Source organism: Streptomyces sp. NPDC025793, assembly GCF_055558375.1.
Genome location: NZ_JBVHMR010000020.1, coordinates 123057 through 135789, shown reverse-complemented (window position 1 = coordinate 135789; position 12733 = coordinate 123057). Strand labels below are relative to the sequence as shown.

Genomic DNA, 12733 nt, shown 5'->3' with positions numbered 1-12733 from the left:
TCGCCCGTGGCGGTCTTCTGGGGCGCCTCCTGGGGCGGCGCGCCCGGGGCGCGGGGCTGGGGCGCCCCCTGGGGGGGGGGGGGGGTGCGCCCCACACGGCCCCGCGCCCCTGTATCCGGCTCTCCCCGGACGCCTTACGGCAGCAGCCTCTCGACGGCCGTCGGGTCCGTCTCCATCTTGCGACGGGCCCAGTCGAGGTTCTTCGGAGTGACGTCCCTGCCCGCCGCCATCACGAAGTCCTCCGGGGTGACATCCCGGGAGGGAGCGGTGTGCAGCAGGGCGTCCGGGGTGCAGTGGTCGTCGGACGACCGGGACTCGTCGGGTGTGCTGGTCGACATGATGCCTCCTCCTCGGTCCGGATGACCGCATCCGTGCCGGTGCCGCCGAACGGGGCACACTCTCACCATTGCCCGCAGCGCCTTCCCACGCCACCGGAGCGCACACGCCCCTAAGCTGGAAAACATCTCGCTCCGTACTCCGGGAGGCCACCGATGGCCGAGACCCCGTTCACCGAGGGCGCCCGCCCCGGGCTCCGCTATCTGCCCATCGCCGAGCACGGGCTCATCGGTGACCTGCGCAGCGTGGCCCTGGTCGGCACCAACGGCACGATCGACTGGTACTGCTCCCCGTCCTTCGACGCGCCCAGCGTCTTCGCGGCCGTCCTCGACGCCGAGCGCGGCGGCTCCTTCGAACTGGCCGCCGCCGTACCCGCGCGCACCAAGCAGTTCTACTTCCCCGACACCAACGTCCTGATCACCCGCTTCTTCACCGAGGACGGCGTCGGCGAGGTGCAGGACTTCATGCCGGTCACCTGCGACGGCACGGCCGTCCCCGGCGAGGCGGGCCGGCACCGGCTGATCCGGCGCGTGATCTGCGTCCGCGGCACCGTCCCCTTCCGGGCACTGGTCGCGCCGCGCTTCGACTACGGCGCCGCCCCGCACACCCTGAGCAGCGTCGACGGCGGCACCGTGGTCTTCGAGTCCGCCGCGCAGGCCCTGGCCCTGACCTCCACGGTCGCCCTGGAGTGCGACGCCCGCGACGCCCGCGCCGACTTCAAGCTCGCCGAGGGCGAGACCGCCGTGTTCGCCCTCGACCAGTTCGGCGGCACGGTGACCCCCCGCGGCTGCGCCCGCGCCGAGGCCGAGCACGAGTTCAACGCCACGGTCACCTACTGGCGGCGCTGGCTGCACCAGTCCCGCTACCGGGGCCGCTGGCGCGAGATGGTGCACCGCTCCGCCCTGACCCTGAAGCTGCTCACCTACGCCCCCACCGGCGCCATCGTCGCCGCGCCCACCACCAGCCTGCCCGAACAGCTCGGCGGCGAGCGCAACTGGGACTACCGGTACGTGTGGGTGCGCGACGCCGCCTTCGCCGTCTACGCGCTGCTCAGGCTCGGCTTCAGCGGCGAGGCCGAGGCGTTCATGCGCTTCCTCACCACCCACGTCAGCCCCCGCGCCGACGGCGACGACTCCGCACCGCTCCAGATCATGTACGGCATCGACGGCCGCACCGAGCTGCCCGAACGCGAGCTGCCCCACCTGGAGGGACACCTCGGCTCCGCGCCGGTCCGGATCGGCAACGCCGCCGCCGACCAGCTCCAACTGGACATATACGGCGCCCTGATCGACTCGATCTACCTCTACGACAAGTGGGCCCAGCCGATCTCCAGCGACCAGTGGGACGACGTGTGCCACCTGGTCGACTGGGTCAGCGCGCACTGGGACCAGCCCGACGAGGGCGTGTGGGAGACCCGCGGCGGCCGCAAGAACTTCACGTACTCGCGGCTGATGTGCTGGGTCGCCATCGAGCGGGCCATGCGCCTCGCCCGCCGCCGCGGCCTGCCCGCCGACCTGCTCCGCTGGGGGCAGGCCCGCGACGCCATCTACCGGCGGATCATGGAGTGCGGCTGGTCACAGCGGCGCCGTGCCTTCGTGCAGTACGAGGGCGGCGACGTCCTCGACGCCTCGCTGCTGATGATGCCGCTCGCCAAGTTCGTCGCCCCCACCGATCCCAAGTGGCTGTCCACCCTGGACGCCCTCGGCGACGATCTGGTCTCCGACTCCCTCGTCTACCGCTACGACCCGCAGTCCAGCCCCGACGGGCTGCGCGGCGACGAGGGCACCTTCTCCATCTGCTCGTTCTGGTACGTCGAGGCCCTGGTCCGGGCCGGCCGGCTCGACGAGGCCCGGCTGGCGTTCGAGAAGATGCTCACCTACGCCAACCATCTCGGCCTGTACGCCGAGGAGATCGGTCGCACCGGCGAGCAACAGGGCAACTTCCCGCAGGCGTTCACCCACCTGGCCCTGATCAGCGCCGCGTTCAACCTCGACCGCGCCCTCGGCTGACCGCCCCGGCGGAGCCCACCCGCGCCCGGGCGCCGCGCAGCAGGCTCGCGGCTCGCGTGCGGTGCATGCCGGGGCGCTCGCTCGAAGAGCTGCCGGATGATCTCCGGGACGTCGTCGTGCGCCAGGCCCTGGATCCGCGAGTCCCGGTCGGGCAGCGGCGACACCGGGTGCGGCCGGAGCTCCGCGGCCGTCAGGGCGAGCAGCCACGGCCAGGGGTGTCCTGGAGCCGGGCGTCGCGGCCGTTCATGCCCGCGTCGAAGCCGTGGGACGAGAGCGTGCCCGGCATGGTGCCGGAGCTCACGTACGGCCGGCCGCGCAGGTCGGGCGGGCCGAGCGAGGACGCCCGCTGCGCGTCGGACGCCCGCGCGAGCACCCGGTTCTGCCGCTCCCGGGCGGGCTGCCCCCAGCAGACAGCGGTCCGTCCGGTCCGTCAACGACCCTTCGTACCGGGGGGAGTTCGCGCACCGCCTCGCGGAACGCGGGGACGGCGACGACCGCCGCGGCGGCCGTCACGGCAGCGGCTGCTCCGCCCAGATGATCTTGCCGTTGGGGGTGTAGCGGGTGCCCCAGCGCTCGGCGAGCTGCGCGACCAGGAACAGCCCCCTGCCGCCCTCGTCGGTGATGGCCGCGTACCGCAGATGCGGCGAGGTCGTGCTGGCGTCGGAGACCTCGCAGATCAGCGTGCGCTCGCGCAGCAGCCGTACCCCGATCGGGGCGCGGCCGTAACGGATGGCGTTGGTGACCAGCTCGCTCAGGATCAGCTCCGTCGTGAAGTCCAGCTCCTCCAGTCCCCACTCGGTCAGTGTCCGTGTCACCGCGGCCCGCACCTCGGACACCGCCACCGGGTCCGAGGGCACCTGCCACTCGGCGACCCGGTCGGCGCCCAGCACCCGGGTGCGGGCGACGATCAGCGCGACGTCGTCGCTCGGCCGGGCCGGCAGCCGGTCCAGGACCGTGCGGCAGGTCTCCTCCGGGGAGGCGTCCGGCGTCCGACTCAGGGCGTCGCGCAGCAGCTCCAGCCCCTCGTCGATGTCCCGGTCGCGATCCTCCACCAGCCCGTCCGTGTAGAGCACCAGCCGGCTGTCCTCGGACAGCTCCAGCTCGGCCGTCTCGAACGGCAGCCCGCCCAGACCCAGCGGCGGACCCGCCGGCACCTCCGGGAACTCCACGCCGCCGTCGCGGTGCACCACCGCGGGCGGCGGATGGCCGGCCCGGGCCAGGGTGCAGCGCCGGGAGACCGGGTCGTAGACGGCGTACAGACAGGTCGCGCCGGTGATCGCGGCCGAGCCGTCGGCGGAGGTCTCGTCCTGGTCGATCCGGCCCACCAGCTCGTCCAGCAGACCGAGGAGTTCGTCCGGCGGCAGATCCAGCGACGAGAAGTTGTGCACCGCGGTGCGCAGCCGGCCCATGGTGGCCGCCGCGTGCAGCCCGTGCCCCACCACGTCGCCCACCACCAGCGCCACCCGGGCACCGGACAGCGGCAGTACGTCGAACCAGTCGCCGCCCACCCCGGACTGCGCCGGCAGATAGCGGTACGCGATGTCCAGCGCGCCCTGCTCGGGCAGCGTGCGCGGCAGCAGACTGCGCTGCAGGGTCACCGCCATGCTGTGCTCGCGGGTGTACCGGCGGGCGTTGTCGATGGACACCGCCGCCCGCGCGACCAGCTCCTCGGCGAGCGCCAGCTCCTCGGAGTCGAACGGCTCCGGCTTCTCCGAGCGCCAGAAGTTCGCCACCCCCAGCACCAGACTGCCCGCCCTGAGCGGCACGGTGATCAGCGAATGGATGCCGAACTCCAGCACCTGGGCGGTGCGCTCCGGATTCTGGGCCCGCCAGCCCGGCGCGTCGCGCAGCCGGGGCACCAGGACCGACTGCCCCGTCGTCAGACTGCGCGCCTGCGGCGAGGTGGCCACGAACCGGATGTGCTCGCCCACCGGGTACAGCGCGGAGCCCTCGCGCACCCCGGCGCCGGCCGCGCGGCGCAGTGCGGTGCCGGGCCGTGGCTCCTCCCCGTGCAGCACCGCGTCGAACAGGTCCACCGTCGCGAAGTCCGCGAACCGGGGCACCGCCAGCTCGGCCAGCTCCGCCGCGGTGCGGGTCACGTCCAGGCTGGTGCCGATGCCCACGCCCGCGTCGTACAGCATGTTCAGCCGCTCGCGCGCCACCTCCGCCCGCCCCGACAGGGCCCGCAGCTCCGTCGAGTCGCGCAGCGTGGTCACACTGCCCGCCGGGCCGCCGCGCAGATCGGTGGGGCGCTGGTTGATCGCCAGCAGCCGGTCCTTGACCAGGTGCACCTCGTCCGTCGCCACCCGTCCCGAGGCCAGCAGCGCCGCCGTCTCGTCGTCCAGGCCCAGCTCCAGCACGCTGCGCCGCTCGGCGTCCTCGGGCAGGCCCAGCAGCCGGTGCGCCTCGTCGTTGGCGAGCAGCAGCCGGGCGTCGTCGCCGACGATCAGCACGCCCTCGCGGACCGCGTGCAGCACCGCGTCGTGGTGCTCGTACATCCGGGTCATCTCGTGCGGGCCGAGGCCGTGCGTCTGGCGCAGCAGCCGTCTGCTGACCAGGGCAGTGCCGCCGGTCGCGAGCGCGAGCGCCGCCGCTGCCGCCCAGAGCAGCAGGGGCAGTTGCTGGTCGGCGGCCCCGCCCACGTGCGCCGTGGTGATCCCGGCCGAGACCAGGCCCACCACCTTGCCCGCGGAGTCCCTCACCGGCACGACGACCTGCACCAGCGGCCCTATCGTGCCGTTGACGTGCTCGGTGACCGTGCCCCCGGCCACCGCCGGCGCGATGGTGCCGACGAACTTCTTGCCGATGCGGTCCGGCTTGGGGTGCGTGTAGCGGATGCCGTCGGTGTTCATCGCGACGACGAAGTCGACGCCGGTCGACTTGCGTACGGCCTCGGCCTTCGGCTGGAGGATCTTCGTCGGATCCGGGCTGCGCAGCGCGGCCGCCGTGCCCGGTGCGTTGGCGAACGTCTCCGCGACCGCGAGCGAGCGGTTGCCGGCCTCCGTGTCGCTGTCGCGGCGCACCTGGAGCACCTGCGCCACCACGGCCGCGACGACCAGCAGCAGCACGATCACGACCTGGAGGAGGAAGACCTGCCCGGCCACGCTGCGACCGGTCACAGCCGCGCGCAGCATGCCCGCCCCGCCGCCGTCGGTGCCCGGGGCGTCCGGCGCGGGACCCCGCGATGCGTCCGGGCGCCCGGACGCGCGGGGCGGCCGCGTCGAGTTTCGGCCGGACAGTCGCACCATGTGCCCATGTCTACACTGCCCGGCCCGCTCAGGCGAGACCATGACCATCGTCGATGGTCGCGGCCCCGACCCGCGCCGTCCGGTCACGGGCCGGACGGCCGAGCCGACCGGCGGGCGGCGAGCAGCAGCGCCACGTCGTCGGGGCGGTCGGTGGCGAGCCGTGCGGTGGCGGTCAGCCGGTCGGCGACCCCGGCCAGCGACCGCCCGGCGGCGGCCCCGGCCCTGCCGAGCGCCAGCCGCAGCGCGGTGATGCCGTCGTCGATGTCGGCACCGGGCCGCTCCACCAGACCGTCCGTGTACAGGGCGAGGATCGCGTCCGGCTCCAGCAGCAGCCCGGCCACCGGGTAGCGGGCGTGCGGATCCACGCCCAGGACGACCCCGCCGGGCAGGTCCAGCACCCGGGTGCTGCCGTCGGGGCAGCGCAGCAGCGGCGGCGGATGCCCGGCCCGGGCGACCACGGCCCGGCCGGTGGCCGGATCCAGCCGCAGATAGCAGCAACTGGCGAACTGGCCCGGGTCGAGGTCGATCAGCAGCCGGTTGGTGCCGCTCATCACCTCGTCCGGCGGCCGGTCGCCCAGCGCGAACGCGCGCACGGCGCTGCGCAGCTGGCCCATCGTCGCCGCCGCCTGCACCCCGTGCCCCTGTACGTCGCCGATCACCAGCGCGATCCCGTCACCGGCCTCGACCACGTCGTACCAGTCGCCGCCGACGTCCATGCCCTGTGTGCCGGGCAGATAGCGGCCCGCCGTCTCCACCCGGGGATGCGCCGACAACCGGTGCGGCAGCAGGGCCTGCTGGAGGCCGCGGGCGAGGGCGGCCTCGCTGTCGTAACGCTGCGCGCGCTCCATCGCGTGCGCGATCAGCCCGGCGAGCGCGGTGAGCACCGTGCGCTCCTCGGTACTGAAGGAGCGTCTGCCGTCGAAGCCGAGGATGCACGAGCCGACCGGCCGGCCGGAGGCGATCATCGGCAGAAACGCGCGGGCGCCCTCGTCGGCGTCCAGCGGCATCCCCGGATAGGCGGCCGCCATCTGCTGCATCGACTCGAAGAACAGCGGCCGTCCCGTGGTCAGGCACTCCACACCGGGCAGGTGCGCGTCGAGGCCGGTGCCCTCGAACGGGGCGAGGAACCCCTGCGGGAAGCCGGTCTCCCAGGCGAGATACAGATGCCGGTCCTGGAGCACGTAGATGGCGAGGCGGCGGCCGCCGAACGCCGGCAGCAGTTCCTGCACGACCACCGCCGACACCTGCCGGGCGGTCACCGCGTCCGTCAGCGCGATGGCGAGGGCGATGGGCCGGTATAGCGGCGTCATCGAGTGGTCCGGCGGACTCTTCGGCGGCTGCGCCTCGGACACCGGCCCGACCGGTGTCTCCATCCGGCTGGCCGGCACGAGCGTGCAGGTCAGCAGGTCCGCCCCGGGATGCGCGGACACGGCGAGCCAGTCGCCCCCGCCCGCACCGGCCGGGCGCTGCGCGTGGAAGTGCACCGGATCCGCGGCCAGCAGGGCACCGCGCAGATGATCGTCGTACGGCGGGCCGGTCAGCCACGGCAGCGCCTCCCACAGCGGCCGCCCGAGCAGCAGGTCCCGCTCCCGCCCGGTGAGCCGGACCGCGGCCTCGTTGACGTACACGATCAGGCCCAGCCGGTCCAGGCAGAACACCCCCTGCGGCAGCATATCCGCCGCGCCGTCCGCGGCGGCGCCCGGGCCGGGATCGAACACCACCCCACCGACCCGACCGGCGGGCTCCTCCGTGGCCGGCCACAGGTCCAGCAGCCGCGGCGTGCCGTCCGGCGCCCGCAGACTCAGCGGCGCGCCGGGCGGTTTCCCGGCGGCGGTCTCGCGCAGGGCGGCCAGGATCCGGTCCGCGTCGAGCGGGGCCACGGCGTCCGCGAGCGCAGTGTCCGTCCCGGCGAACTCCCCGGGCCGCAGCCCGAGCAGGCCGTGCAAACAGTCGTCCGCGTGCACCGCGCGGGTCTCCGGATCCCAGCTGAACCGCCCGACACCGGCCCGCACGGGCCGGCTGGAGGGCGGCCGCACACCGAGCGGTTCGGCGTCCCAGATGATCGCGCTCGCGTCCCCGGCGGCGAGCGCCAGCAGTTCGGCGCCGAGCCCCTCGGCGATCCGGGCGAGCGGTTCCTGGTCCAGTTCCCCGGCCGGGGTGTCGGTCTCCGCCGGGCGCAGCACGGTGAGCACGCCGAGCGGCTCGCTGCCGCCCGGCACCGGGACGTGCACCGACTCGAGCGGGAAGGGCAGGCCCGCCGCGAACTGCGGATACCGGCGCACCGTCTCGGCGGCGTTCGCCAGCACCACCCGGACACCGAGGCGGTAGGCGTCGGCCACGGGGAAGGGACGGCCGACGTGCAGCCGCCACCAGGGGCGGAACAGCGGGCCGGGCAGCCCGCAGAGCACCGCGAGCCGCAGCAGGCCCGGCGTGGCGGAGCGCAGATACACCCCCGCCACCCCGCCGCCCGCCACACCGAGTGCGCCGGTCGAGGCGTCGGTCAGCAGCGCGGCCAGTCTGGCTCGCGTACCGACCACGTGCTCGCCGCCGCTCCCAGCCATCGGTCCTACCTCGTGCCGTGCGCCTCCGGGTGGCTGACACAGCAAGAATGCGCCAGGAGGAGTACGGAGCGCACCTCCGATGCGCGCCACTCACCTGGACTATTCACGGGGAGGCCCGGGTGGCACGTCCGGCGGACGGCGATTCCTAATGGAGGCGTAATGGAGGCGTACTGCTGCTGCCGTACGAGGGGGGCGCAGAGGTGGCCGCACCCCGTCGACTGGAGCCGAGATGACCACCTGCTCTTCGTCCCCCCGCCCTGACGACGCCCGCACGGCCCCCGCACCGGCCACCCTCGGCGTCCACGCCCCTCTCCCGGACCTCCTGGCAACACCGGCGGCGCTGTCACCGCGGCCGGTGCCCGAGGGCTTCGAGCGGCGCCCGGAGGAGATACCGCACGAGCTCCCGTACGCGATCCCGTACGAGGGCCTGCGCGCGATCCCGTACGAGCTCCCGTACGAGGGCCTGCGCGACAGTCCGCGGGACGTCGAGGGCGAGGCGTCCGAAGGGGGCGGGCACGACGGTGGCGGCGTGCCGGACTGCGATCCCTTGCGCGGCCTGGTCCACTCGGCCGTGGCCGACCGGCCGATCGAGGACGTCGTCCGGCTCATCACGCTGCTGGAGAGCTCGCCCGAGCACTCCCGGGCCACGGTGGACGCACTGCGTGCGATCGGCCTCGGCCGTTCCGTGGAGGATCTCGCCCGTCTGGTCGCCCTGCTCACCCGGCCGCCCCGGGGGACCGACAGCGCCGACGAGGCGATCCGCGCCGCCGCCCAGGGCCGTCCCGTGGAGGAGGTCACCCGGCTGATACGGCTGCTGCACCACGCGTCGGTGGAGCCCCACTGCCGGGAGACCGTCCTGCAGGCGGCGGCCGTCAACCTGCCCCTGGAGGAACTGGCCGAGCTGATCGGCCGGTTGGCCACGGACCGCACCGCCTTCGAGTCCGGCCCGGTTCACCTCGCGCCCGCCGCGGCCGTCTGCGGCACCGGCACCATGTCGATGCCGGCCGGCGAGCGGCAGGACCGGCCGGCGCACGGCGCGGTCGGACGGGAGGAGCCGCGACCGGCGAGGCGCACGGTTGTGCGGGACCGGCGGGTGGCCGCCGCGATGGCAGCACAGTGGGCGGCGGAGCGGTCGCCGGCGGCAGAACGGGACGCGGACCGGCCGGCGGCCGCAGGGCCGGTGACGGACGACGCCGCGCCGACCCTGCGCACGGCGGATGTGATGACGGCGGGCGTGGCGGCGGCGGGCGTGGCGGCGGACGCGGCGATGCCGGGCGTGGCGGCGGACGTGGCGGTGAGGGGCGTGGCGGCGGCGGACGAGGCGACGGCGGGTGTGGCGGTGAGGGGCGTGGCGGCGGCGGACGAGGCGACGGCGGGTGTGGCGGTGAGGGGCGTGGCGGCGGACGTGGCGACGGCGGACGAGGCGACGAGGGGCATGGCGGCGGACGCGGCGATGCCGGGCGTGGCGGCGGACGCGGTGATGCCGGGCGTGGCGGCGGACGCGGTGATGGCGGGCGTGGCGGCGGACGTGGCGGTGGGGGGCGTGGCGGCGGCGGACGTAGCGACGAGGGAAGAGCCGACGAGGGAAGAGCCGACGAGGGAGGTGGCGACGGCGGACGTTGCGACGGCGGACGTGAGGGCCAAGGCCCGGCCGCTGACGGGCGGGTCGGCGGGTCGGCGGGCCGTGGAAGGCTCTGGGACCTACGAGGCGCGGGGCCGCCGGAGTTCGCGCGCGGCCCTGTGGCCCGCCCGGGGCGCCGCGCTGCTCGTCCTCCTGTGCGGGGTGGCCCACGCCCCGCGTTCCTGGGCCGGACCACGCCAGGGAGTGCTCGTGGCCGGGGCCGTCGCCGCGGGGCTGTGCCTGCTGCTGGCACTGGTGCTCGCCCTGCCGCCGCGCACGGCGATGGTCCGGCTCGGTACGGCGACCGCCGCGCTCGGCGTCGGCGCCGCACTCGCCGCGGGCCAACTGCTCCGCGGACGGCTCGGCCTGCCGGATGCGTTCCGGCTGTGGGACGTGACCCTGGCCCCGTGGTGGCTCGCGGGTACGGCGGCGCTGGCCACCGCGCTGGCGGCCCTGGTCGTGCTGGTGGTCGTCCTCGCCGGCGGGCGCGCCGGGCGTAGCGCCGCGAGCTGACTCAGCGTGCCGCGGGGGCCGGATCCGCCCCGCCGGCGTACACCGGTCGCAGCTCCAGGCGGCCGTCCGTCCGGGCGGCCGTCATGGCGAACGGGAAGGCGTCCGCCTCCAGGCACATCGCGACATCCTCGGGGTGGACGCCGGTCCAGCCGCGCCGTACGCCGTCCGCGAGCCGGGCGGCGCCGCTGGAGCGCCGGGCCCGGTCGAGATAGGGGCCGGGGTCGGTGTCGTCCGCGCGGACCCGGGCGGCGATGTACTCGGCGCAGGCGAGATCCTCCTCGGCCCGCCCGCCGTCCCCGGTGACGACGAAGGTCACCGCCCGCGGCCGGGCCCGCCGCAGCAGTCCGGCGGTCGCGCCCGCCACCGCGAAGCTCGCGCACAGCAGCAGCCCGGCGTCCGCCACGGCCAGCGCCCCGGCCGTCCCGGCGGTGGTCTTCTGCACAATCGTACGGCCGCGCACGTCCAACGTCCGCAGTCGCGCGGGCGAGTTGGCCAGGTCGAAGCCCGGTACCGGGGCGCCGTCCTGGAAGGCGAGCCAGCCGGGGTGACGGGCCTTGAGCTCCAGGGCCTCCTGCTGCGTACCGGCGAACACGATGCGCTCGGCGCCGCCGCGGAACGCCCACGCGGCCACGGTGAACGCCCGTATGACATCGACGACCACGGCCACGTCCGGAGCGCTCGGCGTGCCGGGTATACCGGTGAACTCGGTCCGCATCGCTCCATGGTGCGGCATCCGGCGGCCGGTCAGGGCCCGTTCGGCGTCGCAGGCAGCGGCCGGGCGGCGCGCAGGCTGCGCAGTGCGAGGAGCAGGACGGCGATGTCGTCCAGGTAGACGGGGTCGGGCAGCAGGTCGGTGGGGAGCAGCAGATAGGCGACGGCGCCCCAGAACACCCAGCGCGGGCCCGTCGGCAGCCCGGCCCGCCGCAGCGCGTTTCGGGCCCGCACCAGCCGCACCAGCAGGCCGACCGCGACGGCGAGCAGCACCGCCGCGACGACGGCGCCGATCACCAGCAGGGTCGTGGCGGTGTCCAAGCCGTCTCCTTCCGGCCCTGTCCGGCGCGCTGTTCGCGGGTCACGGCGTCCGGTCCGTGGCGTCGGCCGGGTCCGCGCCGCCGCTGTTCCCGGGCGCGTGAGAGGCGGGCGCGTCCGGTGCGGCGCGCGGTGCGGTGTCCGCCGGTGCGTCGTCCGGGGCGGGTGCCTGCGGTCGCTGCCCCTTGGGGGTGAACCGCAGCCGCTCGAACGTGCGGGTCAGCTGCTGGAACGCCCCTGGCGTGCGGGCCGCGGGTCGTTCGGGCGCCGACGAGGGGGCGGGAACGTCGCGGTACGCGGCCAGGGCTTCCAGTGCCTGCTCGGCCGCGTCCTTGTACAGGTCCCGGGACTTCGTCATCGCCTCCAGCGCCTCGGCGTACCGGGCGACCAGCCGCCGCTCGCGCTCCAGCTCCTCCTGGAGGGTCAGCAGGGTCCAGCGCTCGCGCAGATCGTCCAGCGCCGCCTCCGCCTCCCGCGGCAGGGGCCGGGGCAGGGCGGCGAAGTGCCGCAGCGCGGCGAAGAGTTCCGTCGGCTCGGTGCCGTCCAGGAAGACGCTGCGCACGCGGTGCTCCGCGCCGTCGTAGCCCTTGGGCGCCGGGTCCGGCGGCAGCACGACGGCACCGCCGCGCGGAACCTCGACACCGAGGTCCTTCAGCGCGTAGTTGACCGCGCGGAACTGGTGCGGGGCCGCGCGGTGCTCCACCACGCGGTGCCGCAGGCCGGGCGGCAGCAGCCGGGCCAGCGGCAGCCGGCCCTGCGCGTCCGGGGTCATCGCCTCGTGCACGACGACATGGACGCACCACCCCTCGCGGGCGACGTCCCGCAGCCTGCGGCGCATCTCCTTGTCGTCCTCGGGCAGCGCGTTGACCTGCCGCAGGCGTACGCCGGTGACCGTGGCGTGGTGGTCCCAGGCGCCCTCGTCGCCCTCGCCGGCCGCGCCCTCGGGCCAGAACAGGGTGGCGGGCGAGGGCCAGGTCTCGTCCCAGGGGCGCTCCGCCTCGGCGACGAGCCGCCATTCGTTGCCCTGCGGCCGGCCGTCGTGCGGTACGAGGGTGAGGCGGGCCCGCACGGTCACCGTGCCGGCCGTCCGCCAGCGCGCCTCGAAGACCCGCCCGGCCGCGCCCTCGGGTACGGCGGGCTCGGCGAAGTCGTCGATGTCCCCGCTCTCCCTGTGCCGGAGTAGGGTGCGGCGCACGACCTCGTCGGGGGCGGTGCCGGTATGGCGGCCGCGGACCGCCCAGACGGTCTGCGGGGCGGCGGCGCGGTCGGTGGCGGAGTTCGACATGGGCCAATCTGCTGATGGGGGCGGGTGAGCTTCCCAGTATCACCGCTCGGCCGGGAAGAGTGTCGTCCGGGGCCGGGAGGCAGCGCGTGCCGCAGGGGCGCGCGCCCCCGTGCACGCGGTGCGCGCCGTGA

The 12733-nt window shown here is 75.3% G+C and carries 9 protein-coding genes; 2 read left to right on the top strand and 7 right to left on the bottom strand.

The genetic code is table 11. The features are described from left to right. Window positions 1-134: 134 nt before the first annotated feature. Complete coding sequence (locus ACZ4MF_RS31605) at window positions 135-338, bottom strand: hypothetical protein (protein WP_356034002.1); 204 nt, start codon at window positions 336-338, stop codon at window positions 135-137. A gap of 153 nt (window positions 339-491) precedes the next feature. Between ACZ4MF_RS31605 and ACZ4MF_RS31600 the strand changes: the two genes are divergently transcribed. Next, window positions 492-2345, top strand: a complete 1854-nt coding sequence (locus ACZ4MF_RS31600; RefSeq protein WP_467495508.1) for a glycoside hydrolase family 15 protein — start codon at window positions 492-494, stop codon at window positions 2343-2345. A 190-nt stretch (window positions 2346-2535) separates the two neighbouring features. Here the strand turns inward: ACZ4MF_RS31600 and ACZ4MF_RS31595 are convergent, their stop codons facing one another. The 3 genes from ACZ4MF_RS31595 to ACZ4MF_RS31585 form a co-directional block, all read right to left on the bottom strand. Continuing rightward, entirely contained in the window at window positions 2536-2718 is a 183-nt protein-coding gene (locus ACZ4MF_RS31595; RefSeq protein WP_467495506.1) for a hypothetical protein, read from the bottom strand. Window positions 2719-2854: 136 nt separating this feature from the next. Beyond that, on the bottom strand, window positions 2855-5479 hold the full coding sequence (locus ACZ4MF_RS31590) for a SpoIIE family protein phosphatase (protein WP_467495534.1): 2625 nt from the start codon (window positions 5477-5479) through the stop codon (window positions 2855-2857). Between the two features lie 197 nt (window positions 5480-5676). Beyond that, window positions 5677-8154, bottom strand: coding sequence for a SpoIIE family protein phosphatase (locus ACZ4MF_RS31585; RefSeq protein ID WP_467495504.1), 2478 nt, complete (start codon window positions 8152-8154; stop codon window positions 5677-5679). 229 nt (window positions 8155-8383) lie between these two features. Here ACZ4MF_RS31585 and ACZ4MF_RS31580 point away from each other — a divergent pair, with 229 nt between their 5' ends. Beyond that, window positions 8384-10288, top strand: a complete 1905-nt coding sequence (locus ACZ4MF_RS31580; RefSeq protein WP_467495502.1) for a hypothetical protein — start codon at window positions 8384-8386, stop codon at window positions 10286-10288. A 1-nt stretch (window position 10289) separates the two neighbouring features. Here ACZ4MF_RS31580 and ACZ4MF_RS31575 read toward each other — a convergent pair whose 3' ends face one another. Genes ACZ4MF_RS31575 through ACZ4MF_RS31565 form a run of 3 tightly spaced genes read right to left on the bottom strand, consistent with a single transcriptional unit; the run spans window position 10290 to window position 12602 of the window. After that, a complete protein-coding gene (locus ACZ4MF_RS31575) occupies window positions 10290-11003 on the bottom strand; it encodes a 2-phosphosulfolactate phosphatase (RefSeq protein WP_467495500.1) in 714 nt (237 codons plus the stop codon). 29 nt (window positions 11004-11032) lie between these two features. Beyond that, window positions 11033-11320: a DUF1232 domain-containing protein gene (locus ACZ4MF_RS31570; protein ID WP_467495498.1), complete on the bottom strand. Its 288-nt coding sequence runs from the start codon at window positions 11318-11320 to the stop codon at window positions 11033-11035. Between the two features lie 40 nt (window positions 11321-11360). After that, window positions 11361-12602, bottom strand: a complete 1242-nt coding sequence (locus ACZ4MF_RS31565) for a hypothetical protein (RefSeq protein ID WP_467495496.1) — start codon at window positions 12600-12602, stop codon at window positions 11361-11363. Window positions 12603-12733 lie beyond the last annotated feature (131 nt).